Annotated in this window: 21 protein-coding genes and 1 tRNA gene; 6 read left to right on the top strand and 16 right to left on the bottom strand. The window is 66.2% G+C overall.

Annotated features, from left to right (window positions below):
* Positions 1–17 precede the first annotated feature (17 nt).
* The 3 genes from EN850_RS36310 (at position 18) to EN850_RS09495 (ending at position 2,586) form a co-directional block, all read left to right on the top strand.
* Positions 18–188: a hypothetical protein gene (locus tag EN850_RS36310; protein WP_189591040.1), complete on the top strand. Its 171-nt coding sequence runs from the start codon at positions 18–20 to the stop codon at positions 186–188.
* Positions 189–219: 31 nt separating this feature from the next.
* Complete coding sequence (locus tag EN850_RS09500; protein ID WP_127871113.1) at positions 220–828, top strand: class I SAM-dependent methyltransferase; 609 nt, start codon at positions 220–222, stop codon at positions 826–828.
* Between the two features lie 225 nt (positions 829–1,053).
* Positions 1,054–2,586 (top strand): YifB family Mg chelatase-like AAA ATPase, encoded by a 1,533-nt coding sequence (locus tag EN850_RS09495; RefSeq protein ID WP_135862843.1) that lies wholly within the window; start codon positions 1,054–1,056, stop codon positions 2,584–2,586.
* A gap of 178 nt (positions 2,587–2,764) precedes the next feature.
* Here EN850_RS09495 and EN850_RS09490 read toward each other — a convergent pair whose 3' ends face one another.
* From EN850_RS09490 to EN850_RS09470, 5 genes are all read right to left on the bottom strand, one after another.
* Entirely contained in the window at positions 2,765–4,933 is a 2,169-nt protein-coding gene (locus EN850_RS09490; protein WP_136091097.1) for a malate synthase G, read from the bottom strand.
* 364 nt (positions 4,934–5,297) lie between these two features.
* Entirely contained in the window at positions 5,298–7,331 is a 2,034-nt protein-coding gene (locus tag EN850_RS09485) for a hydantoinase/oxoprolinase family protein (RefSeq protein WP_136091096.1), read from the bottom strand.
* A gap of 126 nt (positions 7,332–7,457) precedes the next feature.
* Positions 7,458–8,084, bottom strand: coding sequence for a CDGSH iron-sulfur domain-containing protein (locus EN850_RS09480; RefSeq protein ID WP_135918039.1), 627 nt, complete (start codon positions 8,082–8,084; stop codon positions 7,458–7,460).
* A 111-nt stretch (positions 8,085–8,195) separates the two neighbouring features.
* Positions 8,196–8,567, bottom strand: a complete 372-nt coding sequence (locus EN850_RS09475; protein WP_127279667.1) for a hypothetical protein — start codon at positions 8,565–8,567, stop codon at positions 8,196–8,198.
* A gap of 117 nt (positions 8,568–8,684) precedes the next feature.
* Complete coding sequence (locus EN850_RS09470; protein ID WP_136091095.1) at positions 8,685–8,936, bottom strand: DUF1127 domain-containing protein; 252 nt, start codon at positions 8,934–8,936, stop codon at positions 8,685–8,687.
* Between the two features lie 211 nt (positions 8,937–9,147).
* Between EN850_RS09470 and EN850_RS09465 the strand changes: the two genes are divergently transcribed.
* Positions 9,148–10,668, top strand: a complete 1,521-nt coding sequence (locus EN850_RS09465; protein ID WP_136091094.1) for a winged helix-turn-helix domain-containing tetratricopeptide repeat protein — start codon at positions 9,148–9,150, stop codon at positions 10,666–10,668.
* Positions 10,669–10,702: 34 nt separating this feature from the next.
* Here EN850_RS09465 and EN850_RS09460 read toward each other — a convergent pair whose 3' ends face one another.
* The 3 genes from EN850_RS09460 to EN850_RS09450 are packed head-to-tail and all read right to left on the bottom strand — an operon-like array spanning position 10,703 to position 13,698.
* A complete protein-coding gene (locus EN850_RS09460; protein WP_136091093.1) occupies positions 10,703–11,059 on the bottom strand; it encodes a hypothetical protein in 357 nt (118 codons plus the stop codon).
* Positions 11,060–11,109: 50 nt separating this feature from the next.
* Positions 11,110–12,597 carry an aspartate aminotransferase family protein gene (locus tag EN850_RS09455; protein ID WP_136091092.1) on the bottom strand — a complete coding sequence of 496 codons (1,488 nt, stop codon included), beginning with the start codon at positions 12,595–12,597 and terminating at the stop codon, positions 11,110–11,112.
* 12 nt (positions 12,598–12,609) lie between these two features.
* Positions 12,610–13,698: a pyridoxal-phosphate dependent enzyme gene (locus EN850_RS09450; protein WP_136091091.1), complete on the bottom strand. Its 1,089-nt coding sequence runs from the start codon at positions 13,696–13,698 to the stop codon at positions 12,610–12,612.
* A gap of 248 nt (positions 13,699–13,946) precedes the next feature.
* On the opposite strand from EN850_RS09450, the gene EN850_RS09445 reads away from it, so the two are divergent.
* Together EN850_RS09445 and EN850_RS09440 are read left to right on the top strand one after the other, a co-directional pair.
* Entirely contained in the window at positions 13,947–15,932 is a 1,986-nt protein-coding gene (locus tag EN850_RS09445) for a BTAD domain-containing putative transcriptional regulator (RefSeq protein WP_136091342.1), read from the top strand.
* Between the two features lie 94 nt (positions 15,933–16,026).
* A complete protein-coding gene (locus tag EN850_RS09440; RefSeq protein ID WP_189521972.1) occupies positions 16,027–16,203 on the top strand; it encodes a hypothetical protein in 177 nt (58 codons plus the stop codon).
* Positions 16,204–16,241: 38 nt separating this feature from the next.
* Here the strand turns inward: EN850_RS09440 and EN850_RS09435 are convergent, their stop codons facing one another.
* From EN850_RS09435 to mepA, 8 genes are all read right to left on the bottom strand, one after another.
* Positions 16,242–16,550 (bottom strand): UBP-type zinc finger domain-containing protein, encoded by a 309-nt coding sequence (locus EN850_RS09435; protein ID WP_127871103.1) that lies wholly within the window; start codon positions 16,548–16,550, stop codon positions 16,242–16,244.
* Entirely contained in the window at positions 16,550–18,241 is a 1,692-nt protein-coding gene (locus tag EN850_RS09430; protein WP_136091090.1) for a cyclic nucleotide-binding domain-containing thioredoxin-disulfide reductase, read from the bottom strand. Before EN850_RS09430 ends, EN850_RS09435 begins: the two co-directional genes overlap by 1 nt.
* Before the next feature lie 150 nt (positions 18,242–18,391).
* Positions 18,392–18,476, bottom strand: a tRNA-Leu gene (locus EN850_RS09425).
* A gap of 150 nt (positions 18,477–18,626) precedes the next feature.
* The gene (locus tag EN850_RS09420) at positions 18,627–19,247 is read right to left on the bottom strand and encodes a 2,3-bisphosphoglycerate-dependent phosphoglycerate mutase (protein WP_136091089.1); all 621 of its coding nucleotides are present in this window, start codon (positions 19,245–19,247) and stop codon (positions 18,627–18,629) included.
* Positions 19,248–19,339: 92 nt separating this feature from the next.
* Entirely contained in the window at positions 19,340–20,185 is an 846-nt protein-coding gene (gene dapB / locus EN850_RS09415) for a 4-hydroxy-tetrahydrodipicolinate reductase (protein ID WP_136091088.1), read from the bottom strand.
* A complete protein-coding gene (locus tag EN850_RS09410) occupies positions 20,182–22,041 on the bottom strand; it encodes an ABC transporter ATP-binding protein (RefSeq protein ID WP_136091087.1) in 1,860 nt (619 codons plus the stop codon). Before EN850_RS09410 ends, dapB begins: the two co-directional genes overlap by 4 nt.
* A 78-nt stretch (positions 22,042–22,119) precedes the next feature.
* The gene (locus EN850_RS09405; protein WP_136091086.1) at positions 22,120–23,166 is read right to left on the bottom strand and encodes a glucokinase; all 1,047 of its coding nucleotides are present in this window, start codon (positions 23,164–23,166) and stop codon (positions 22,120–22,122) included.
* A gap of 335 nt (positions 23,167–23,501) precedes the next feature.
* A complete protein-coding gene (gene mepA, locus EN850_RS09395; RefSeq protein WP_136091085.1) occupies positions 23,502–24,593 on the bottom strand; it encodes a penicillin-insensitive murein endopeptidase in 1,092 nt (363 codons plus the stop codon).
* Positions 24,594–24,638 lie beyond the last annotated feature (45 nt).

Here is a 24,638-nt window from a genome sequence, read left to right as displayed (position 1 = left end):
CCCGAAAGGACATGGCCATGAACACTTCCACGCGGCGCGTCACAGTCCGTCATCCGATCCTCGACCTCTTCGTCGCTCCCTTCCGATCGCGGTCGCGCCGCCTGCTCGACCAGCGCGCACTGTCCGACCATTTCAAGCGCGACATCGGCCTGCTCGACGGCCACGCGCCTTATGGCAGCATCCGCTAGACACGATTGGCGCACGGAGACAGAGAGAATGATGACCGTGCCCGCGAAAGCCCTGGCGCAGAGCCGTCGGACGGTCGAGTCGTATGAGGACTACGCGGTCCGTTATGACGAGATTGTCGGACATGTTCCCCACCCGAACGACCAGGCCGCGCTCAAGCGCGCCGCGGCGATCGCCGGGCCGGGCGGCCGAATCCTGGAGATCGGGTCCGGACCTGGCCGCGATGCGGACTTCCTGGAGGGCCTCGGCGTCAAGGTCCGGCGGACCGACGCGACGCGGCGCTTTCTCGAACTGCAGGCAGCACGCGGCAAGACCGGCGATCTGCTCGATGTGATCACCGACGAGCTTGGCGGTCCCTATGACGCGGTGGTGGCGCTTGCCGTGCTGATCCATGTGCCGCGCGACCAGATCGACCCGGTTCTGGAGAAGATCGCGCGGGCGTTGCGGCCCGGTGGTGCCTCTGTCGTCTCGATGCGCGACGGCGACGGCGAAACGAGCGGCAGATACCATACGGTCGACTGGCGCAAGGACGCCTTCGCGGCGCGCATCGAGGCCGCCGGCATGGAGCTTGTCAGCCACAGCTTCCGCGTCGGCAGGAAGGAGCGAGGGTGGAACACTTTTCTGGCGGTGAAGCCGTCGTGATCTGCACGGACTCCCGGAACGTTCGCCTCCATCCTGCGCGGCTCGCATCGTCACGCGCACGGTGAGGCGCCTTGCAGGCAGTTGCGAGCCCGTCGACGGTATGCGCACGCCTCTCTTTGTTCCTGTATTGTTCTTGCCTTGGGCTGAAATCTGTGGTTGTCTCGCGTTGACGTCGCTCGCGGCCGGCTCACAAAGGCTGGGGAGAGACGGCATCGGGGGCAAAGAATGGTGGCGCGGGTTCGTACGGTCGCTTTCCAGGGCATCGAGGCCGTGCCGGTCGACGTGCAGGTGATGATCGCGCCCGGCAAGGTCGGCATCCAGATCGTCGGACTGCCCGACAAGGCGGTGGCCGAGAGCCGCGAGCGAGTGCAGGCGGCGCTGCATGCGTCGGGCCTGTCGATGCCGTCGAAGAAGGTCACCGTTAACTTGGCGCCGGCCGATCTGCCCAAGGAAGGCAGCCACTACGATCTGCCGATCGCGCTTGGCCTGATGGCAGCACTTGGCGCCATTCCGGGCGACATGCTGGCCGGCTATGTCGTGCTTGGCGAATTGTCGCTCGACGGCACGATTACCGCCGTGGCCGGCGCGCTGCCGGCGGCGATCGGCGCCAATGCCGAGGGCAAGGGCCTGATCTGCCCGTTCGCCTGCGGACCGGAAGCTGCTTGGGCGGGGCGGGAATTCGACATTCTGGCGCCGCGAAGCCTGATTGCCATCGCCAACCATTTCCGCGGCACGCAGGTGCTGTCGCGGCCCGAGGCCGGCATCCGCGCCGCGCCGCGCGACCTGCCCGACCTCGCCGACATCAAGGGCCAGGAGACGGCCAAGCGGGCGCTGGAGGTGGCGGCTGCCGGCGGCCACAACCTGCTGATGGTCGGTCCGCCCGGCTCTGGAAAATCGATGCTGGCGCAGCGGCTGCCGTCGATCCTGCCGCCGCTGGCGCCGAAGGAGCTCCTGGAGGTCTCGATGATCGCCTCGGTGGCCGGCGAGCTCGGCGAAGGCAAGCTGACGGACCGGCGACCGTTCCGCGCTCCGCACCACTCGGCCTCGATGGCGGCGATGGTCGGTGGCGGCATGCGCGCCCGGCCGGGCGAAGTATCCCTAGCGCATCACGGCGTGCTGTTCCTCGACGAGTTCCCCGAATTCACGCCGCAGACGCTCGATGCGCTGCGCCAGCCGCTTGAGACCGGCGACTGCATGATCGCGCGCGCCAACCACCGCGTCACCTATCCGGCGCGCATCCAGCTGGTGGCGGCGATGAATCCGTGCCGCTGCGGCATGGCCGGCGAGCCGGGTTATCGTTGCGTACGCGGCGAGCGATGCCGCACCGACTATCAAGCGCGGATCTCAGGACCGCTGCTCGACCGCATCGATCTTCGTATTGAAGTGCCGGCGGTCTCGGCCAGCGACCTGATCCGCCCCGACAGGGCGGAGAAGAGTGCTGACGTTGCACTCCGCGTCGGCCGCGCGCGCACGCTCCAGCGCGAGCGCTTCGAACGGCTCGGCGTCAACAGCGCCACCACCAACGCGCATTGCGCGCCGGCTGTCATCGAGGCGATCGCCATGCCCGATGCCGCCGGCCTGTCGCTGCTCAAGGACGCCAGCGAAAAACTCGCCTTTTCCGCCCGCGCCTACCACCGGGTGTTGAAAGTGGCGCGCACGCTGGCCGACCTCGACGCCAGCGAAACCGTCGGCCGCATCCATCTGGCCGAGGCGATTTCCTATCGCATGAGCGCGGAGCGTGTGGCGCAGGCGGCGTAGAGACCGCAGTACTGGGCATTACATTGCCGGCTCGACGCTCGCGACGCGACCGCGAGGCACCGGCCGGGCTGGTGACGGCGTTGGCAGATGACCTTTCGAAGCCGCGCTGCGCGCTTGGGCTGAACTGAGCCCATTCAGAAGAGGCGGTGGGCCGATTCCGGTCCAGGCTTGCGCCAGCTCAGCCCTGTTTCGCCTTCAACTCCAGCCGCCGCTTATGCAGCACCGGCTCGGTGTAGCCATTCGGCTGGCTCGTTCCCTTGAACACCAGGTCGCAGGCGGCCTGGAAGGCGATCGAACTGTCGAAATCCGGCGCCATCGGCCGGTAGAGCGGATCGCCGACATTCTGCAGATCGACGATGGCCGCCATGCGCTGCAACGAATCCCTGACCTGGATTTCCGAGCAGACATTGTGGCGCAGCCAGTTGGCGATGTGCTGCGAGGAGATGCGCAGCGTGGCGCGATCTTCCATCAGGCCGACATCGTTGATGTCGGGCACTTTCGAGCAGCCGACGCCCTGGTCGATCCAGCGCACGACATAGCCCAGAATGCCTTGCGCGTTGTTGTCGAGTTCGCGCTGGATCTCGTCGGGTGTCCAGTTCGGCCGCACGGCCACCGGCACCGACAGGATATCGTCGAGTTTCGCCTTCGGCCGGCTCTTCAGCGCCGCCTGGACGGCGTGGACATCGACCTTGTGATAGTGCGTGGCGTGCAGCGTCGCGGCCGTCGGCGACGGCACCCAGGCAGTGTTGGCGCCGGCCTTGGGGTGGGCGATCTTCTGTTCCAGCATCGCCGCCATCAAATCGGGCATCGCCCACATGCCCTTGCCGATCTGGGCATGGCCGGCGAGCCCGCATTCGAGACCGGTGTCGACATTCCAGGCCTCGTAGGCGGAAATCCAGGCGGCCTGCTTCATGTCGCCCTTGCGGATCATCGGGCCGGCTTCCATCGAGGTGTGGATCTCGTCGCCGGTGCGGTCGAGGAAGCCGGTGTTGATGAACACCACGCGCTCCCTGGCGGCGCGGATCGCTTCCTTGAGGTTGATGGTGGTGCGCCGCTCCTCGTCCATGATTCCCATCTTGATGGTGTTCTTCGCCATGCCGAGCAGCGCCTCGACGCGGTCGAAGATCTCGACCGCGAAGGCGACTTCCTCCGGTCCGTGCATCTTCGGCTTCACCACATACATCGAACCGGCGCGGGAGTTCATCCGCCGCCCCTTCGGCCCGACATCGTGCAGCGCGATCAGCGCCGTCATCGCCGCGTCCATGAGGCCTTCCGGCACCTCGTTGCCGTCACGGTCCAGAATCGACGGATTGGTCATGAGGTGGCCGACATTGCGCACCAGCATCAACGAGCGGCCAGGCACGGTGAGTTGGCCGCCGGCGGGTCCAGTGTAGGCGCGGTCGGGGTTGAGCTTGCGGACAAAGCTCTTGCCGCCCTTGCTGATCTCTTCGGCGAGGTCGCCCTTCATCAGGCCGAGCCAGTTGCGGTAGACGACGACCTTGTCCTCAGCGTCGACAGCGGCGACCGAGTCCTCGCAGTCCTGGATGGTGGTCAAAGCCGATTCCAGGATGACGTCGGCGATTCCAGCCGGGTCGGTGCGGCCGATCTGGTTGGCGCGGTCGATCAGGATTTCGGTATGGAGGCCGTTCTTGACCAGAAGCACGGCTTCCGGATTCTCGGCATCGCCGCGATAGCCGGCGAACTGTTTCGGGTCGGCAAGGGTGGTGGCGCCGGCGCCCTCGCCGAGCTTCAGCGCGCCATTGGCGATCGAGAGCCCGTTGACGCCTGCCCATTTGCCCGTGGTCAGCGGTACCGACTGGTCGAGGAAGTCCTTTGCCCAGGCAATCACCTTGGCGCCGCGCGCGGGGTTGAAGGCCTTGCCCTTCTGCGCGCCGCCGGTCTCGGGAATGGCGTCGGTGCCGTACAGCGCATCGTAGAGCGAACCCCAGCGCGCATTGGCGGCGTTGAGCGCATAGCGCGCGTTCATTACCGGCACGACGAGCTGCGGCCCGGCGACGACAGCGATTTCCGGATCGACATTTTCGGTCGAGACGCTGAAGGCCGGACCTTCGGGAACGAGATAGCCGATCTCCCTCAGGAACGCCTTGTAGGCGCCCATGTCGATTGGCGCGCCATTGTCGCGGTACCAGCCGTCGAGCTTTTCCTGCATCGCATCGCGTTTTGCCAGCAGCGCCCGATTCCTGGGCGCCAGATCATGGACGATGGAGGACAAGCCGTTCCAGAAGCGTGCCGCTTCGATGCCAGTGCCGGGCAAAGCTTCGTCGACGACGAAGTCATGCAGCTCGCGGGCAATGCGCAATCCGGCGATCTCGATGCGATCGGTCATCAGGCTACTCCAGATGAAAGGCTTTGCGGGGCGTTTGGCATGTTGGGGGTGCAGGGTCAATTCAGCTTAGGGTGAAGGTGGGGCATTTTGGGCCTTCTTTGAAGACACATCCGTGCGGAGTGTTCTTCATCTGTTTGCGTGCGCCATTCTGAACCGTTCGCTCTACCTCCAACGTCACGGAATGGATCCTAGGGTCTCCGCAACGTCGCTTCGCTCCTGCTCCGCCCTAGGATGACGAAGGCGCAGGATTCAGGTCAGGCCGAGTCGAAAATGGTGGCGTCCGAGAACCGGAGCGGAGCGTACTTAAGGTACGTGAGCACCGGAAGCGCAGACGCCGCCATTTGCAGGCCGGCCTCACCTGAATCTAAACCGCGATCCTTGGCCTGCCCGAGGCCACCGCCACCACATGCGCTTCGATGAACATGCGCTGCGCTTCGACGGTCGAGACACGGAACTCCGTCGCGACCTCGATCTCGGCGCTGTCGGTGCCGGCATCGCGGGCGCGTTGGGCGACAATCGCCCGCACGTCGGCCTCGGCGGCCGCGATCGCCGCCGCCTCGTCGAGAAAGTCGCGCACCGTTTCGCCCGAGGCAAGCCGGAACAGGCCTTCCTTGGGCTGGCTGACGCGGGCCTCGGCCGAAACCCTGACCTGGCCGACGACGGCGCCGAGCGCGTTGGCGACATCGGTATCCCGGGGCACCACGCAGTCATTGCCGACCAAGGGCGCCAGACCGGCGTAATGCAGAGGGGCCGAAGCGCCCAGCCCAATGACGGGACGGTCGAGCGCGACGCTGAGGCGAGCGATGCCTGGATGCGCATCGACGGCGCGCTGCACCAGCGCGTGCGCCACCGTGGCCGCACCATCGAGCCCGTCCTCGGCAAAGGCGGTTTCCAGGATGTATTCGGCCGACCAGCGCGTCAGCGTCACCAGCACGCGTTCCGAAATCACCTCCGGTGATGCGGCGATCGGCTGGCCACGGCCATCGCGCCTGCGGGCGAACAGTTCGGCGCCAAGGCGGGCGGCGGCGACATCCCAGTTCGCCTGCTTGCCGAGCACATGAGCGGCGTCCGATGGCGTGAAGCCTGAGATATGCACCAGCCCGCGCGAGACCAGCCGGTTCAGGGTGGCATTCTGGGCGTTCGAGGTCAGCAGCCTGTCGAGGGCAAGCGGCGTCGCGCCGATCGCCTCGTAGAGCTTCGCCTCCGGGACGGTCAGCCCCGCCGCGAGCCGGTCCGGCACGCCGGTGCGGACCGCGAAGCGGCCATCCATGCGGCCGGTGTTGGGGGCGCGCAACTGGCGTTCGAGCTCCGCCGTCACCGCCTCGCCATGCGCCATGCCGGCCAGCGCCAGCGGCACCAGGCGGCGCGGCCCGAGCAGGATTTTCGGGTTGAGCGCGCCATCCTCCAGCGTCACCTCGGAATCGCCGCCGAGGCCGAAAGTGCGCATGGCGACCGCCTCGACCATGGTGCGGAAGCCACCGACGGTGGCGCCTTCCGGATCGAGCCGCGGCCGGCCGCCATCGAGCACGGCGACGTCGGTGGTGGTACCGCCAATGTCGGACACCACCGCATTGTCGAGCCCGGTCATGTGGCGGGCGCCGACGAGGCTGGCGGCGGGGCCTGAGAGGATCGTCTCGATCGGCCGCTGGCGGGCAAACGCCGCCGAAACCAGCGCGCCATCGCCACGCACCACCATCAGGGGCGCGGCGATGTCGCGCGCCGCGAGAAAGCCCTCGGTCGCCGCCACCAGCCGGTCGATCATCGAGATCAGCCTGGCGTTGAGCAGCGTGGTGAGCGCCCGGCGCGGACCGCCGAGCTTGGCCGACAGTTCATGGCTGGCCGTGACCGGCAGGCCGGTCCTGTCGCGGATCAGCTCGCGGGCGGCGATCTCATGCGCGGGATTGCGGGTGGCGAAATAGGCGCAGACGGCAAAGCCGGACACCGAGGCGCCGAGTTCCGGCAGCATCGCCTCCAGCCCGGACAGGTCGAGCTTTGCCGCATTGCCGTGCACATCATGGCCGCCGGGACAAAACACCACCGGGTCGGTGCCAAGTGCGGTCTTCAAGCCATCGCGGGCAAGATCGGCCTCGGAAAAGCCGATCATGACCAGCGCCACCCGGCCGCCCTGGCCCTCGACCAGTGCGTTGGTGGCGAGCGTCGTCGACATCGAGACCAGCTTGATGTCAGCCGGATCGGTACCCGCCTTTTCCAGCACCGCGTCGACGGCGCCGGAAATGCCGACGGCCAGATCATGCCGCGTGGTCAGCGCCTTGGCCTTGGCCAGCACCTTGCCCTTGTTCGGCCCCTGCTGGGGACCTTCGGTCTCGGACCACAGCACGGCATCCGTGTAGGTGCCGCCGGTGTCGATGCCGAGGAAGAGAGGTTTTGGCTTGGTCATTTTGGGGCGGGGTCCGGGCAGATTGTTTGGTTGCCTGCCCTTAGCGGATACGGGCTTGCGGATAAAGCCGGGAGAGATGGGCCACAAGCGATCTCCCCCCTCGTGGGGGAGATTGGCTACTCTCACCTATCCCACAAACCCCACCTTCTTATGACTGCCATCGCAGAACGGTTTATTCGCGGAATGACCGCAGCGGCAAAGGAAGACCTTGGTGGTGCGGTCGACCGTGTGACCGGTGCCGGTGACGATCTCGACATTGCCTTCGAGCTTGAGCGGACCGTTGGGGGTCGGCGTCGCCTTCAGCGGCCCGTCACGGGTCTCCAGCGCGGGCGTGTCCTTCAGCGCCGGTTCGCCGGTGGCGGCAAAGCCCGCCTTGATGTGGCTGTTGTCGCAGAACGGCTTGTTCTGCGAGGCGCCGCAGCGGCAGAGCGTGGCGCGATAAAAAGTCTCGTCACCAAGCACGATCTCGGCATGCACCGCCAGCGGACCATTTTCTCGTAGCCGCACGGTGTTGACCACTGGTGGCTTTTCCTGCGGCCCGCCATCCTTGCGCACATAGGTGATGGCGCCCGAGGGGCAGTTCTCGGCCAGCGCGACGATCTTTTCGACGCTGGCCGCCTCGGGATGGATCCATTGGCCCGGCGCATTGGGCACGAAGACATGCGGGTCGCCCAGCACGCAATTGCGTGAATGGATGCAGCGCTTGCCGGAAAATCCGACGTCGATCTTGTCGCTTTCGACCATGCCGGCCATTGGCGTGCTCCCTGTTTGCCTGGAGCACGCCGCGCCTGAATACGCGGCGTGCCTTGGGTATTTGGACAGGCTATGGCTCCCAGCAGGAAAACCGTCAAGCTGGCAAACCGGTCAGGGGACCAGATCGATCTCCTCGGTCTCGCCGCCGCTGCAGGTATAGCAGCAATCCTCGCATTTTTCCTTGTTGCCGGGGCCGACGCCCCAATAGGTGCCTTCGTCGCCGTCGACCCAGGCGCCATAGCAGATCGATTCGCCTTCGTTGCAGGAAATCGGCAGCTGCTTGGTCTCGCCGTCGTCGAGATAGAAATCCTTGCCATCGCCCGGCCAGACATAGTCGCGGTCCTGGCTGTAGAGCTCGAGGCGCATGGCATTGGGGTGGCTGTTCTTGACGGCGAAGGTGACGTCGCCGGCATGGGCGGCTGGGACAAACAGGACGGCAAGCGAAAACGCGGCGGCAAGCCGGCGCGCGGATGTGAAAGACATGGAAACCCCCGATGTAGAATCGGCCCCCACGGCCGATGGGGGGATCATGGCATGACGCGGGCCGGCGCTAAAGGGATGATGCTGGCAATCCCTGCCAAATCATCGCGGCATTTCGCCTTATCGCTGCCAAAAGGGCAGCTTGGCGATCTCTTCCTCGACCTGCCGTGTCGTCAAGCCGATGTCGTCGATCAGATGCGGATTGGCTTGCGCCATCTGCTTCAGCTGCCAGCGAAAGTGTGCCCGCTCGCGCCAGGCAGCGATGGTGTTTCGCAAGCTCGCCAGGCTGTAGCGCCGACGCGGCGCGTGCGTGGAACTTGCGGGCATTCCCGGCCGCAGTGCCTGCGGGACCGAAGCGAGGATATGGTTCATGACAACCTCCGTGGGGCCGGACTTGAGGGCCCTCGAGCTGAAAGAGGTTGAATTCTGCCGGATACGAACGCTGCCGTAATTAAACCCTCCCAAATAGTTCTCAAAAGTTCCAAACTGGCGTCTAACGCTTTGTTTTCACGCAATTCCCTGGCAAAGCGCTACACGCTTCTCCGCTTCGCGTTTTGCCTCGAATTGCTCTATAGATGCGCCGATGCAGGGAGAGCGCTTTGCCTTTGGCCCGTTCGTGCTCGATTCCGGTGCGGGAACGCTGCTCCGGAACGATGTCCCCGTGGCCATCGGCTACCGCGGGCTGAAGCTGCTCGCGGCGCTGGTCGCAAGATCCGGCGAAATCCTCGAGAAGGCCGAATTGATGGACGCGGCATGGCCCGGCACGGCCGTCGAGGAAGGCAACCTCACCGTCCAGATCGCGCAGCTGCGCAAGCTGCTTGGCCCGCCCGGCATTGCGGGTGAAGGGAGCGGCGAATGGATCGCCACCGTTCCACGCGTCGGCTATCGTTTCACGGCGGCCGTCGAACACCTCAATGGCACGAAGCGAAAGCCGTTGCCGCTGCCTGACAAGCCATCGATAGCGGTGCTGCCCTTCGTCAATTTCAGCAACGATGCCGGGCAGGACGCCTTCTGCGACGGCTTGACCGAAGACCTGATCACCGACCTGTCGAGGATCTCCGGCCTGTTCGTCATCGCGCGCAATTCAACCTTTGCCTACAAGGGAAAGGCGATGGACGTGCGCGAGATCGCCAGGGAGCTTGGCGTCCGCTATCTGCTGGAGGGCAGCGCGCGGCGCGATGCGGGGCGCGTGCGCATCAACGCGCAGCTGGTCGACGCGGCGAGCGGCGATCATCTGTGGGCGGAACGCTTCGACCGCGGCCTGGACGATATCTTTGCCGTCCAGGACGAGGTGACCGCCAAGATCGTGGAGGCGCTGCTCGGCCGGCTGCGCGCGCCGCCGCCACGCAACCGGCCCCGCAATCTCGACGCCTACGATCTGTGCGTGCGGGCGCGCAAGCTGATCGACGATTCGCCGCAGACGGCGCGGGAAGCGCATCTGATGCTGACGCGCGCGGTCGCGCTCGATCCCGGCTACGCCGAGGCCTATCGCTGGCTCGCCATGAACCACTGGATGGGATGGGTGCATTGGGGCGCGCCGGTCGACCCCAACCGCCGCATTGCCCTGGATCTGGCGCGCAAGGCGGTCGCGATCGATCCCAACGATGCCGGCTGCCACTGGGTGCTCGGCAATCTGCTTGCCTATGAGCATGATTTCACCGAGGCGGATGCCGAATTCGCCAGGACCTTCGAACTCGACCCCAACGAGGCCGACGCCTGGGCGACATTGTCCGATATAACGACGCTCGCCGGGCGGGTCGAGCAAGGCCTTGAGCACATTCGCAAGGCGTTCCGGTTGAACCCGTTTCCGGCGAGCTGGTACTATCTGACGCTCGGCCAGGCGCAATATGCGGCGCGTGACTATGAAGCAGCCATCGAGACGCTGCGCCGGGACGAGACCTACCGCACCAGTTCACGCCGCTTCCTGGCGGCGAGCCTTGCGCAACTTGGCCGGCTCGACGAGGCGCGCGCCGAGGTCGAGCTGTTCCTCGTCGGCAACCCGCATTTCACCACCAGCCATTGGGTCTGGACCGAGCCCTTCCGCGACGACGCGACGCGCGCGCATTTCATCGAGGGCTTCCACAAGGCCGGCCTTCCAGACTGACGCGTCGGGATAACCGCCTGCACGAGATCCCTGATCACGGCACCAGGTCGATCGTCTCTGTCGTGTGTTCCACGCAAATGAAGCAGCAGGTATCGCAAGGCTGGTCGTTGTCCGGCCCGACGCCGGCGGAAATCTTGTCATTGCCCTCGACCCAGGCGCCATAGCAGATGCGTTCGCCCTGATTGCAGGAGATCGGCACTGATTTCTGCGAGCCCGGATCGACGAGAAACACCTTGTCGTTGCCCGGCCAGACGGCCTCGCGGTCGCGGCTGAACAGCTCGACCGCGACCCCTTCCTTGCGCAGGTTCTTGATGAAGAAGGCCATGTCGGCGGCCTCGGCCGAATTGGCCAGGACCAGTGCCGCCAGCGCAACCATGCGAAACAGCGTCACCGCCGACCTCCCCCGAATCATCGCGCGCAGGTTCGCACGGCCGCCCGGAACTAGGAAGACACCGGGCCCTGCGTAGTGATCTCACGCCCGAGCCTCACCACTTCACGCACCAGCAGATCGAGATCGTCACGTCGGGTGCGATGGTTGGTGATCGCCACGCGCAGCCAGTGCCCACCATGCACGGTGGTGTCGGAGAGTGCCGCGATGCCTTGCTCCTGCAGCCGCAGCATGATCTCGGTGTTGAGCGCCTTCAGCGCTTCGCTCGCCAAACCGGGCTGGTAGCGGAAGCAGACGATGTTGATGGTCGGGGCCGCCGCCAGCTCCAGCGAAGGCTCGGCCTCGATCAGCCCGGCCAGATAGGAGACCTGCGCGATGTTCTGGTCGATCAGGCGGCCGAATTTTTCGACGCCATGCTCTTTCAACGCCATCCACACTTTCAGGGCGCGAAAGCCGCGCGAGGTCTGCAGGCCATAGTCGTGCAGCCACTCGCCGGAGGCCAGGCCGCGCGGCGTCGATTCCAGATATTCGGGCGTCACCGCGAAGGTCCGGCGGTGCGCGGCGGCATCCCTGACCAGCGCACAGCCGACCTCGAAGGGCGCATGCAGCCATTTGTGCGGATCGAGCGCGATCGAATCGGCCCATTCGACGCCAGCGACGCGATGCTTGTTGTCAGGCGCGATGGCGATCAGCGCGCCGATGCAACCGTCGACATGGAACCACAGGCCTTCCTCATGCGCGAGTTTGGCCAGCGCCTTGAGGTCGTCGATCGCCCCGGTGTTGACCGTGCCGGCATTGCCGATGACGCAGGCCGGCGTGAACCCGGCTGCCCGGTCCTCCGATATCGCGCTGCGCAGGGCCGATATGTCGATGCGCAGCTCGGCATCGGTCGCAATCCGGCGCAGCGCCCGGTTGCCCAAGCCGAGCGCTTCCATGGCCTTGCGGTGGCAGGAATGGATCTGGTCCGAGCCGTAGAAGCGCAGCGGTTTTTCGATCGCGGCGACGCCTTGCTCACGCACGTCGATGCCCGCCTTGGTGTTGCGCGCCACCGTCAGGCCGATGATGTTGGCCATCGAGCCGCCACTGACCAGCGTGCCGGAGGCCGATGCCGGAAAGCCGAGCATCTCCTTGCACCAGTTCACCACCTGGCTGTCCATCAGCCCGGCGGCATGGTTGCCGCCGCCGAGATTGGAGCCCTGGATCGCCGCCAGGAAATCGCCGAGCGCGCCGGTGAAGTTGCTCGATCCCATGTACCAGGACCAGAAGCGCGGGTGGATGTTACCCATGGGATAGGACATCACGGTGCGGGAGACGTCCTCGTAGACAGCGGCAAGCGGCGCCGGCGAGCGCGGCAACGGGGCGGTGAAAAAGTCCCGCAGCTGGCCGGGCATCTCCCGCCATACGGGGCGGTCGCGCAGCTCGCGCAGATAGTCGACGGCATCGTCGACGACCCGATGCGACAGGGCCTGGACATCGGTCCAGTCGGCGGGGTCGAGCGTTTCCTCGGCCACCATGTCGAGGTGTTCGTGCGCGACGTCCATGACAAGCTCCCGTCAAGCCGCCGGGAATTGACAGCCGGGCGTCGAGCGCGACAGGGCGATCTCGTCGGCGTCCATTTCGGCCACGATGCCGTCGAACAATGGTGTCGACATGTAGCGCTCGCCAGTGTCGGGCAGCATGCACAGGATCACCGACCCGGCCGGAGCCTTCTCCGCGACTTGCCGCGCAACGGCGAAGGTGGCGCCGCCGGAAATGCCGGTAAAGATGCCTTCCTTCTGGGCCAGCGCCCGCGCCCATTTGATGCCCTCCGGCCCGGCGATCGGCTTGACCTCGTCATAGAGGCTGGCGTCGATCGCTTCCTGCAGGACATTGGGGATGAAGTCCGGCGTCCAGCCCTGGATGGGATGTGGCTCGAAGGCCGGATGGCTGGCGGCGGGAGCGCCATCGGCACCGCGCGGCTGCGCCTTTCCGCTGCCGATCAGTTGCGCATTGGCCGGCTCGGAGAGCACGATGCGGGTATCGGGCCGTTCGCGGCGCAGGACCCGCGCCACGCCGACGACCGTGCCGCCGGTGCCATAGCCGGTGACGAAACAGTCGAGCCGCGAGCCAGCGAAATCGTTGACGATTTCGCGCGCGGTCGTCGCCTCGTGGATGGCGGCATTGGCGGCCGTCTCGAACTGGCGGGCAAGGAACCAGCCATTGGCCTCGGCCAGCTCGACCGCCTTCTTGTACATGCCAAAACCCTTTTCGGCGCGAGGCGTCAGCACCACCTTGGCGCCGAGCATGCGCATCAGCTTGCGGCGCTCGAAGGAAAAGCTGTCGGCCATGGTGACGACCAGCGGATAGCCTTTTTGCGCACAGACCATGGCAAGGCCAATCCCGGTGTTGCCGCTGGTCGCCTCGACCACGGTCTGGCCCGGCTTCAGCGCACCGCTGCGTTCGCCCTCCTCGATGATGTTGAGCGCCAGCCGGTCTTTCACCGAGGCTGCCGGATTGAAGAACTCGGCCTTGACGTAGATGGTCGTATGGACCGGCGCGAGATTGTTGATGCGCACCGCCGGCGTGTCGCCGACCGTGTCGAGAATGCTGTCGAACAGGCGGCCGCGCCCGGCGGTGGTCCTGATTTTCTGTTTGTTCAACATCGTTGATCTCCTCGATCGTGTTCATCTTCACGGGCCGGTTACAAACCGGCGCGTTGGGCGGCGAGGTTTCGAGACCTTGCCGCGCTAGGACTGACGTGCCGGCGATGCGGCAATGAGCGCGGCTGGCGCGAAATTCGCCGCCGGATGCGCCATGTCGTGTTTGGTGATAGAGCAAGGGCCGACAGGCCAGCGTGGGAGCAGGCGTGGAAACGGACGTGGAATCCGCACCATCGAGACAGGACGGCGGCATGCCGTGCCTGTCGGTGCGGCTGCTCGGACCGCCGACGATCACGCATAACGGCGTGCCGATGACACTGCCGGCGTCGCGCAAGCTGCGGGCGCTGCTTGCCTATCTGGTGCTGGCGCCACATCCTGTAGGGCGCGGCCGCCTGTGCGAGCTTCTGTGGGATGTGCCCAACGATCCGCGCGGCGAGTTGCGCTGGTGCCTCAGCAAGTTGCGCGGCGCTCTCGACACGCCGGACCGGCGCCGTGTCCGCTCGCAAGACGATACTGTCGCGCTCGATCTCAGCGGCTGCCTCGTCGATGTACTGGAGATCGGCCATGCCGCCACGCACGGGATCGACGCGCTCGATGCGGAGCGGTTGCGAGCGCTGGCAAAACTCTTCGCCGGCGATTTCCTCGACGGGCTGGAGCTCGAACGCAGCCCGCACTTCAACAGCTGGCTGATCGGCCAGCGCCGCCGCTTCCGGTCCGTCCACGCGGCGGTGCTGGAACAGCTCGTCGCGAGCCTGCCAGCGGACTGCGACGAGGCGATCGCGCATCTCGACAGATGGGTGGAACTCGCGCCTTTCGACGGGCGCGCGCATGCGACGCTGCTGGCGAGCCTCGCCAGGCGCGGCGAGATCGCCGCGGCCGAAAAGCACTTGGCGGCGGCGGCACGGCTGTTCCAATCGGAAGACCTGGATTTCGCGCCGCTCCGGTCAGCCTGGCGGATGATCCGTGACGAGCAGCCGGCTGTCTGGTCGCGGGTACAGCCGGCCCGCCAGTCCACGGCGGCGCAATTGGCGCCCCCGAGCGACCCTGGCCCGGTCGAGCCGAGCCATGCATCGCTGGCAGTGATGCCGTTCGTCGAGGAATCCGGCCCGCGCGGTGGGCTGGCCGACGGCCTCACCCACGACATCATCACCCGTCTCACCAAGCTGCGGGATTTCTTCGTCATCGCGCGCGGATCGGTGTTCGCGCTGGCCGACAGGGGTATCGCGCCCGAGGAGGCAGGCCGCCGGCTGAAGGTCGACTATGTCGCCACCGGCACGGTGCGCAACGCCGCTGGCCGTCTTATCGTCACCGTCGAACTCATCGAGGTGCGCACGGCAAGGATCGTCTGGGCCGAGACCTTCGAGCGCCGGCCGGACGACATCTTCGCAGTGCTCGACGATATCGGCGACAGCATCGTGTCGTCGATCTCGGCCGAGATCGAAACGGTCGAGCGCAACCGCGCCCTGCTGAAGGCGCCCAACTCGCTCAATGCCTGGGAGGCCTATCACCGCGGCCTCTGGCACATGTACCGCTTCACCCAAGCCGAGAACGAAACGGCGCGGCATTTCTTTGCCACGGCCTTGCAGCTCGATCCGACCTTCGCCCGCGCCTATGCCGGCCTGTCCTTCACCCACTGGCAGAACGCCTTCCAGCGCTGGGGCGACCGCGACCGCGAAAGCGCGCTGGCGTTCGAGAGCGCCGGCCAGAGCCTGCTGGTCGACGACCACAATCCGGCCGCGCACTGGGCGATGGGGCGGGCGCTGTGGCTGCGCGGCGAACAGGACGGGTCGCTCTCCGAATTGGGGCGGGCCGTGGACCTCAGCCCGAATTTCGCGCTCGGCCATTACGCGCTGTCCTTCGTCCACTCGCAATCGGGCGACCCGCGGGCGGCGATAAGCTCGTCGGACCATTCGCGGCATCTCAGCCCCTTCGACCCGTTGCTGTTCGGCATGCTGGGGTCGCGCGCCATGTCGCATGTCCGGCTCGGCCAGTTCGAGGAGGCGGCCGAATGGGCGCTGAAGGCGGCGGCGCGGCCCAATGCCCATACCATCATCCTGGCGATCGCCGCGCACTGCCTGGCGCTTGCCGGCCGGCTCGACGAGGCACGCGGCTTCGCCGCCGCCATCCGCAAGACGCTGCCGGACTACCGCGCCGACGATTTCATCGGCACGTTCCGCTTCGAGCCCGACGCCGAGGCGCTGTTCCGGCAAGGCGCCAGGCGGATCGGGCTCGGCTGATCGCTTGAGCGGCCCCCGTTAACGCTTCCGGAAGGAGTTGCTTAACCGTTCACCGCTATGTGACCTCCGGGGGGTCCATGGCAAAGTGAGTATGATGAGCAACAGCCCCGACAAGCGCAACGAATGGCGCGCCATTCTTCATGTGCAGGCCCGTATTGCCGTGCTGTTTGTCCCCGTTGTGGCCAGCCTGCTGCTCATCGCGGCGCTTGCCGGCAACGATCGCAAGTCGGTTCCCGATGTCGACCGAACGGTTACCGGGTCGGTGCGGTAAATCAGGCCGAACCGGCTTTTTCCCGGCTCTCCGGGCGCTCAATAAAACCTTGGGATCGGACCGTTCTGGGGCGTGGTACGGTCGCCGAGGTCGAGAAAGATCTCGTCGACATAGCACCAGCCCCAGCCTTCCGGCGGGTCATAGCCCTCTATGACGGGATGGCTGGTGGCATGAAAATGCTTGGTGGCGTGGCGGTTGGGCGAGTCGTCGCAGCAACCGACATGGCCGCAGGTGCGGCAGAGCCGCAGATGCACCCACCACGAGCCGCTCTTCAGGCATTCCTCGCAGCCAAGCGCGCTCGGCGTCACGTCCTTGACATCAGCCGCGTGTCTGCACTCGTCAGCCATCACACTCTCCCCACAGGTTGAGGCGCGTCGGCATGGCTGCCTTCCCGCGCAAGAAATGCATGCAATGCCGCCACCACCTGGGCGCCTTCGCCGACGGCAGCCGCGACACGTTTGACCGAGCCGGAGCGCACGTCGCCGATGGCGAACACGCCGCTGCGGCTCGTCTCCATCACGCCATGCGCCGATGCTATGTCCGATCCGGTGCGGATGAAACCCCTGGCATCCAGCGCCACCTCGGATTGAGCGAGCCAATCGGTGTTCGGATCGGCGCCGATGAACAGGAAGAGATGGCGGATCGGGCGCGTCGTCACCGCGCCGCTCGAGCGGTCGCGCCAGCGGACAGTGGCGAGATTGCCTTCCTCGCCGTCCAGCGCCTCGACCTCGGCGCCGGTCAACACCTCGATGTTCGGCTGCGCCCTGATGCGCTCGACGAGGTAACGCGACATCGAGGCCTCGAGACTGCCGCCACGCGCCAGCAGCGCCACCTTCCTGACATGGCTGGCCAGGTAGACAGCCGCCTGGCCGGCCGAATTGCCGGCGCCGACCAGCGCCACTTCCTGGCCGCCGCAAAGCCGTGCTTCGATGGGCGAGGCCCAATAATGCACGCATGTGCCCTCGAACTCGGCGAGGTTGGCGACATCGAGGCGGCGGTAGCGCGCGCCGCTGGCGATCACCACCGAGCGCGTGCGCACCGTCTCGCCGTCGCCGACAGCAAGCTGGTAACGCGCGCCGCCGGTGGCGGCACCGAGCAGCTTCACCTCATCGGGGATGACCATCTCGACGCCGAATTTCTGCGCCTGGTTGTAGGCACGCGCCATCAGCGCCATGCCGGTGATGCCCGTGGGGAAGCCGAGATAGTTCTCGATGCGCGCGGAAGCGCCGGCCTGGCCGCCAAAGGCGCGGCAATCGAGCACGATGGTCGACAGCCCTTCCGAGGCCGCGTAGACCGCCGCCGCCAGCCCGGCCGGGCCGGCGCCGACGATGGCGACGTCATAGACCTTGCTGGCGTCGACCGGCCGCAGCAGGCCGATGCAGCGGGCGAGGTCCTTCTCCGCCGGATTGAGCAGCAGCCTGCCGTTCGGGCACAGCACGACCGGCAAGTGGTGCGGATCGACATGGAAGTGCTCGAACAGGGTCTTCGCGCAAGGATCGGTTCTGGAATCGAGCACGCGGTGGGGCTGGCCGCTGCGGGCGAGAAACCCCTGCAGGCGCAGGACATCGCCATTGTCGGCCGGCCCGACGATGATGGGACCGATCGTGCCGCTCTCGAGCAGCCCGACGCGGCGCAGGATCAGCGCCCGCATGATGCGCTCGCCGAGATTGGCCTCCTGCACCATCAGGTCGCGCAGCCTTTGCGAGGGAATGACGAACGCCTCGACCGGCTCGGCGGCCTCGGCATTGACCAGCGAGGGGCGGGCCGAAAGCTGCGCCAGCTCGCCGACGAAGCTGCCAGGGCCATGGGTGACGATCGTTTCGCGTCTGCCGAGCTTGCCGTCCTGGGTGATGTCAACCTTGCCCGACAGGATGACAATCAGCCCCGGGGACACATTGCCGGCCTCGAAAATGTGCTCGCCGGCGGCATAGGCGCTGGCCTCGCCGAACCGGCGCATGCGATCGATGTCCGCCTCGGCCAGCGTTGGGAAGGCCTGGTCGCGGCGGGCGCCGAAGATCGCGGTGCTGGATTGAGACATGTTTGCGAACGTAGCGAAGCGGGCGCGCGGTTTGAAGCGGTTTGTTCGGGGACTGGCCAGGAGGCGAGGTCATCGCGCAAGAAAAAAGCCCGGGCGAACCGGGCTTTTCTCAAAATTTCTGAACCGAACATTTGGTTCGAAACGGGAATTTGGTGCCCAGAAGAGGACTCGAACCTCCACTCCTTGCGGAACACGGACCTGAACCGTGCGCGTCTACCAATTCCGCCATCTGGGCTGGTGCGGGCTCAATAAGCGGGCAAGCGATTGCTGTCAACGCGCTTTTTTCGAGGGCTGATGCTCGCCGGCTCAGTTTCGCGCGTCGGCGCCGCCCCTCACCTGCCTGCCGGCATCCTCTCCCCGTATAGTGACGGGGAGAGGAACGCTCTCAGCCTTCCAGCACTTCCTTGGACGCCACCGTCGAATCGGCGTTGAGCGTGTAGATGACCGGCACACCTGTGCCGAGCTCCAGCTTGACGATCTCCTCGCCCGACTTGCCGTCCAGCGCCATGATCAGCGCGCGCAGCGAATTGCCGTGGGCGGCGACCAGCACCGTGCCGCCGCGCAGCACGTGCGGCTGCAGATCGTGCAGGTAATAGGGCCAGACGCGGGCGCCGGTGTCCTTCAGGCTTTCGCCGCCGGGCGGCGGCACATCGTAGGAGCGGCGCCAGACATGCACCTGCTCGTCGCCCCATTTCTGGCGCGCGTCGTCCTTGTTGAGGCCGGAGAGGTCGCCATAGTCGCGTTCGTTCAGCGCTTGGTCGCGGATGGTCTGCAGGTCGCTCTGGCCGACCGCGTCGAGAATGTGCTGGCACGTCTTCTGCGCCCGGACCAGCGCGGAGGTGAAGGCGATGTCGAATTTCAGGCCGCGCGCCTTGAGTTTTTGGCCGGCGGCCTTGGCCTCGGCATGGCCCTGCTCGGTCAGGTCGACGTCACGCCAGCCGGTGAACAGGTTCTTCAGGTTCCATTCGCTCTGGCCGTGGCGCACGAGCACGAGGGTTCTCGACATTTTTGCTCCTCTGGGGTCTGGGCAATTCCAGGAAAGGTACGTAGCGGCTTTCCCGCAGGACTTGCGTAAGACGAAGATGGTTCAGGGTCGTTTCAGGCAAGCCCAAGCACGTCCCGCATTGAGTAAAGGCCCGGTTTTTTCCCCCGCGCCCACAGTGCGGCCTTGACCGCGCCGCGGGCGAAGATGGCGCGGTCCTCGGCATGGTGGGACAGCGTGATGCGCTCGCCGGTGCCGGCCAGGATCACGCTGTGGTCACCGACCACCGAACCGCCGCGCAGCGTGGCAAAGCCGATCGAGCCGGTTTTTCGCACACCCGTATGGCCGTCGCGTGAACGCACATCATTGCCGGCAAGCGCGATGCCGCGCCCGGCGGCTGCGGCCTCGCCGAGCAGAAGCGCCGTGCCCGAAGGCGCGTCGACCTTGTGCCTGTGGTGCATTTCGAGGATCTCGATGTCGAAATCATCGGCGTCGAGCGCGCGCGCCGCCTGTTCGACCAGCACCGCCAGCAGGTTGACGCCGAGGCTCATATTGCCCGACTTGACGATGGTCGCGTGGCGCGCGGCCGCAGCGATTTTCGCATTGTCCTCGGCTGAACAGCCGGTCGTGCCGATGACATGGACGATGCGCGCCTGCGCCGCGTAGCCGGCGAACGCGACCGTCGAGGCCGGGGTGGTGAAATCGAGCACGCCATCGGCCTTGGCGAAGACCGGCAGCGGATCGCTGCCGATCGGCACGTCAATGCGGCCGACGCCGGCCAGTTCGCCCGCATCCTTGCCCAGATGGGGCGAATCCGCGCGCTCGACCGCGCCGATGACGCGGGCGCCCGGAATGGCGTGGATGGCGCGGATCAGCGTCTGGCCCATGCGGCCGGCCGCGCCGACCACCACAAGGCCCATTTCGCTTGCCGGCTCGCCTGACGTTGCCGATGTTTCGCTCATGCCGTGCTCCCGGCGATGTTCTGGGTCTCTAATTCCTGGACCGAAGTCTCGGCCGGCGCGCTGTCGTCGACAAGCCCCAGACCCTTGACGCCCTGTATGCGGTGGAAACGGGCATAGACACTGTGCGGATCGGCCATCAGCGAGGCGTGCGTACCCTCCTCGACCAGATGGCCCTGTTCCAGCACGATGATGTGGTCGGCATTGACCACGGTCGAGAGGCGGTGCGCGATGACGATGGTGGTGCGCCCTTCCATGACCTTGGTGAGCGCCTGCTGGACACGCGCTTCGGCCTCGTTGTCGAGCGCCGATGTCGCCTCGTCGAGCAGCAGGATCGGCGCCTGGCGCACGATGGCGCGGGCGATCGATACGCGCTGGCGCTGGCCGCCGGAAAGCGTGGCGCCATTCTCGCCGACCGGCGTGTCATAGCCTTGCGGCTGCTGGCGGATGAACTCGTCGGCGGCTGCCAGTCGCGCGGCCTGTTCGATCTCGGCATCGGTGGCCGAGGGACGGCCATAGCGGATGTTGTCGCGGATGGTGCCTTCGAACAGGTAGGGCGCCTGCGAGACATAGGCGATCGAGCCGCGCAGCGACTGTTTGGTGACCTTGGAGATATCCTGGCCGTCGATCGTGATCGTGCCGCTCTCGACGTCGTAGAAGCGCTGCAGCAGCGCCACCAGCGTCGTCTTGCCGGCACCCGATGCACCGATGACGGCAGTCATCTTGCCGGCGGCGGCGACGAAGCTCAGACCCTGGAGGACTGGCGCTTCCTCGACATAGCGGAAGGACACGTTGTTGAAGCGCACTTCGCCCGTGGTGAAGTTTGCCTGCGTGGCATCCGGGGCGTCGCCCTGCTTCGGCTCGAGGTCGAGCAGCTCGTAGATCATGCGCGCATTGACCAGCGCCCGTTCCATGCCGACCTGCATGCGCGCCAGGCGCCGCGCCGGATCATAGGCCAGGATCAGCGCGGTGATGAAAGAAAAGACCGCGCCCGGCGGCTGGCCGAGAACGAGTGCCCGGTAACCGGAATAGGCGATGACGGAGGTGACGGCGAGGCCAGCCAGCATGTCGGAGATCGGCGCTAGCCTCTCCGAGACGCGGGCAATCTTGTTCGAGCGCTGTTCCGCGTCGCTGGCAAGCTTGTTGATGCGACCCGACAGCTCGTCCTCCATGGTGAAGGCCTTGACGATGGCGATGCCTTGCGTCGCTTCCTGCACGGCACCGATCAGCCGCGAATTGATCAGCACGGATTCCCGTGTGATTCGCCGCACGCGGCGCGTGAGGTAAACGACGGCCCAGATCAGCGGCGGCCCGATCAGCAGCGAACTGAGCGACAGAACCGGATCCTGGTAGACCATGACGCCGAGAAGGCCGATCAACGTCACCGCGTCGCGGGTGATCGAGGTCAGCGTCAACGACAGCAGGTCGCGGATGCCGCCGACGTTTTCGTTGACCTGCGCTGCCAGCCGGCCGGAGCGCGTGTCGTTGAAGAAGCCGACGCCAAGCTTCATCAGGTGATCGAAAATGCGCTTCTGGTAGCGCGCCACCAGATTGTTGCCGATCTTGGCCAGTGCCACCGCCTGGCCGTAACCGGCGAAGCCGCGCAGCAGGAAGGCCGCCATGAAGCCGGCACAGATCCACACGATCGCATCGCCACGCCGTTCGTAGAAGATCTGGTTGACCATCGGGGCCATGATCCAGGCCGTGAAGGCGGTCGTGCCCGAAACGATCAGCGAGCAGGTGATGACCATCACATAGGTCCAGCGATAGTCGTGGCTGTTCTCAGCGAGGATGCGGCGCAGCACCGCTGTGACCTCGCCGGGCCGGGCTTTCAGCTTGTTTGGAGTTTGAAGTGTCAAATCAGAGGGCTTTTGTCGGTTTCCGCTTCCCGTGGCCGGGCATTCGGCACCCCTATTAACGCCAAGCAGCCGGCTTGCCTATGCCTTGGGATGACTAACTTCGTCGCGCCAGCGCCGGCCCGAGGTCTGGACGCCGAACAGCGAGGGGTTCCTGGCATAGGCGGCGAGGCCGAGAAGGGCGGCCAGCGGATGGGTGATGACATAGACCGGCATGGTGCGCATCAGCGCGCTGTGCGGCGCCTTGTCCTCGAAGGCTGCGCGGAAATTGCCCTCCTTCAGCGCCGGCACGATCTTTTGCGCGATGCCGCCGGTGAGGAAGACGCCGCCCCGGCTCATGAACACCAAGGCAAGGTCGCCCGCCGTCCGGCCGAGACAGGTGACGAAGGTCTCCAGCGCTTCCTGCGCCACCGGATCGGTCTTGGCCAGCGCCGCGGCGGTGACCTCGGCCGGCGTGGCGAAGGGCGATGGCTTGCCGTCCGCCTTGGCCACCGCGCGGTAGACGTTGACGAGGCCGCGTCCGCACAGGATCTGCTCGCCCGAAATGCGCCCGTCGAGCTTCTCGATATGCGGGAAGACCTCGAAATCGCGCGGCGTGCGCGGCCCGATGTCCATATGGCCGCCTTCGCCGGGTACGGGAATCCAGTGATGCAGCGCGTGGACCAGCCCGGCGACGCCGAGACCGGTTCCCGGACCCAGCACCACGCGGCCGGCATTGGGCTCGGGCGTGCCGCCGCCGATCTTTTCCATATGCTCTTCGCCGAGCGCGACGACGGCCAGCGCCTGCGCCTCGAAATCGTTGAGCACGACGATGTCGCTCAAGCCCAGATTGGCGAACATCTGCCTGGGCTTGACGACCCAGGGACAGTTGGTGAGCTCGATCTCGTCGCCGTCGACCGGACCGGCAACCGCCAGCACCGCCGAATTGGGCCGGACCGAGGAGCGGTCGAGCACGGCCGCCTGGATCGCCTCGTCGATGGTGGTGTAATTGGCGGTCTGGACGATGGTCGGCTCGCCGGCCTCGGAATTGGCGTCCAGCACGATCGAAAAGCGCGCATTGGTGCCGCCGATATCGCCGATCAGGATCGGAAACCGCAGCAAAGTCTCGTCATCTGCTGTGCTTGGCATGCTCTCGTCCGTTCCCCGTCCGGGCTACGTGCCGCTGTTTGCCCGTTGACTAGCGCATGGCCTTGCAAAGGGAAAGGCGCTTGCTTTCAGTTCCAGACAATCGCTTCAAATTTGAATCCGATCCTTGCGCCGTCGGCGCCGCCCCTCACCTGCCTGCCGGCACCCTCTCCCCGTATAGCGACGGGGAGAGGGGCGCTGTCATCGATGGTTTCGCCAATCGCTGACGTAGCAAGGAGGGCGCCAAGGCTGCGGCCAGCCTCCTTCTCCCCGTCCCTATACGGGGAGAAGTGCCCGGCAGGGCGATGAGGGGCAGCACCGACCTCGGCAATCAATCGTCAATTCCCCGGCGGCCGTGGACGCGGCACCGGCACGCCTACTTCGGGTGTCGCGGTGAAGGCGTTCAACGCGCTTGGCAGGCCTTCCGTGCTGCTGGCCGTGGTGGCGGGCAGCGACGGCGCTTCGGGTTCGGGCGCCGCCACCGCGACCGGCACAGCGCTACCGTTATAGATCGCCGCCTCGGCCGAGGCGGGCCCGGGCGCGTCGAGCACGGCGCGGCATTCCCTGGGCAGGTTGGCCATCGTCATCAGGTCGCGCGCCTTGGGCGCGTCGGGGTTCTTGTTGGGCCGCCAGGGCTCCTGCGTGAACCACCAGGCCAGCGGCTTGCCGCAACCGTCATCATCCGGCGTCGCTTCCTGCCCCTTGCAGGTGGGCGAACCGGGCTGGCAGCCGATGCGCATGTGGAAATGGTAGTCATGGCCCCAGAACGGCCGGATCTTGCGCAGCCAGGTACGGTCGCCCTTGACCGTGTCACAGAGCTTTTTCTTGATGCCCGGATTGACCAGGATGCGCTCGACTTGCGGGTAGCTCGCCGCGCGCTTCAGCATCGCCGTGTGCTGCGGCGTCCACAGCGCATCCTTCACCAGATGGGTCTTGTCGTCGACCATCAGCGTGGCGCTCATGGTCTCGCGCTGCGCCCTGGTCATCGTGCGGTCGGGCATCGGTGTCAGCCAGATGTCGGCGTCGAGCCCGATCTGGTGCGAGGCATGGCCGGTCAGCATCGGGCCGCCGCGCGGCTGAGCGATGTCGCCGATCAGCAGGCCCGGCCAGCCATCGGCGACGGCATCGCGCGACAGTTTCTCGATCAGCGCGATCAACGCCGGATGGCCCCAGCGGCGGTTGCGCGAAGGCCGCATCACCTGCCAGGTCGGGCCATCCATCGGAATGGCGACGCCGCCGGCAAAACAGCCCTTGGAATAGAAGCCGAAGGATTGCGGGGCGGTGGCCGTCGGCAGCTTCTCCGCACCGAACAGGTCTTTCGCCCGCTCCTCGGCCGCTGCCGGCTGCGCGAGACCGGTCAGGGCAAGCAAGCCAAGGGCGGCCGCCAGCAGTGATCTCTTGCCAAAAGACGACCGCGTCGCTGTCTTCATGAAATCGGATCCCACCAAACCCCAAGCCCGAATCATAGCACGCAA

The organism is Mesorhizobium sp. M8A.F.Ca.ET.207.01.1.1 (genome assembly GCF_004794715.1).
GTDB lineage: Bacteria > Pseudomonadota > Alphaproteobacteria > Rhizobiales > Rhizobiaceae > Mesorhizobium.
The sequence above is the reverse complement of the archived record's forward strand: the minus strand, read 5'-3'. Positions and strand labels throughout refer to the sequence as shown.

Coding starts and splice junctions, on each gene's coding strand:
- EN850_RS09455 (WP_136091092.1), bottom strand. CDS start 12,597: ATGGACGTCGCGCACGAACACCTCGACATGGTGGCCGAGGAAACGCTC.
- EN850_RS09435 (WP_127871103.1), bottom strand. CDS start 16,550: ATGGCTGACGAGTGCAGACACGCGGCTGATGTCAAGGACGTGACGCCG.
- EN850_RS36310 (WP_189591040.1), top strand. CDS start 18: ATGAACACTTCCACGCGGCGCGTCACAGTCCGTCATCCGATCCTCGAC.
- EN850_RS09485 (WP_136091096.1), bottom strand. CDS start 7,331: ATGACCAAGCCAAAACCTCTCTTCCTCGGCATCGACACCGGCGGCACC.
- mepA (WP_136091085.1), bottom strand. CDS start 24,593: ATGAAGACAGCGACGCGGTCGTCTTTTGGCAAGAGATCACTGCTGGCG.
- EN850_RS09440 (WP_189521972.1), top strand. CDS start 16,027: ATGAGCAACAGCCCCGACAAGCGCAACGAATGGCGCGCCATTCTTCAT.
- EN850_RS09445 (WP_136091342.1), top strand. CDS start 13,947: ATGCCGTGCCTGTCGGTGCGGCTGCTCGGACCGCCGACGATCACGCAT.
- EN850_RS09450 (WP_136091091.1), bottom strand. CDS start 13,698: ATGTTGAACAAACAGAAAATCAGGACCACCGCCGGGCGCGGCCGCCTG.
- EN850_RS09480 (WP_135918039.1), bottom strand. CDS start 8,084: ATGGCCGGCATGGTCGAAAGCGACAAGATCGACGTCGGATTTTCCGGC.
- EN850_RS09495 (WP_135862843.1), top strand. CDS start 1,054: ATGGTGGCGCGGGTTCGTACGGTCGCTTTCCAGGGCATCGAGGCCGTG.
- EN850_RS09465 (WP_136091094.1), top strand. CDS start 9,148: ATGCAGGGAGAGCGCTTTGCCTTTGGCCCGTTCGTGCTCGATTCCGGT.
- EN850_RS09420 (WP_136091089.1), bottom strand. CDS start 19,247: ATGTCGAGAACCCTCGTGCTCGTGCGCCACGGCCAGAGCGAATGGAAC.
- EN850_RS09490 (WP_136091097.1), bottom strand. CDS start 4,933: ATGACCGATCGCATCGAGATCGCCGGATTGCGCATTGCCCGCGAGCTG.
- EN850_RS09405 (WP_136091086.1), bottom strand. CDS start 23,166: ATGCCAAGCACAGCAGATGACGAGACTTTGCTGCGGTTTCCGATCCTG.
- EN850_RS09430 (WP_136091090.1), bottom strand. CDS start 18,241: ATGTCTCAATCCAGCACCGCGATCTTCGGCGCCCGCCGCGACCAGGCC.
- EN850_RS09475 (WP_127279667.1), bottom strand. CDS start 8,567: ATGTCTTTCACATCCGCGCGCCGGCTTGCCGCCGCGTTTTCGCTTGCC.
- EN850_RS09470 (WP_136091095.1), bottom strand. CDS start 8,936: ATGAACCATATCCTCGCTTCGGTCCCGCAGGCACTGCGGCCGGGAATG.
- EN850_RS09500 (WP_127871113.1), top strand. CDS start 220: ATGACCGTGCCCGCGAAAGCCCTGGCGCAGAGCCGTCGGACGGTCGAG.
- dapB (WP_136091088.1), bottom strand. CDS start 20,185: ATGAGCGAAACATCGGCAACGTCAGGCGAGCCGGCAAGCGAAATGGGC.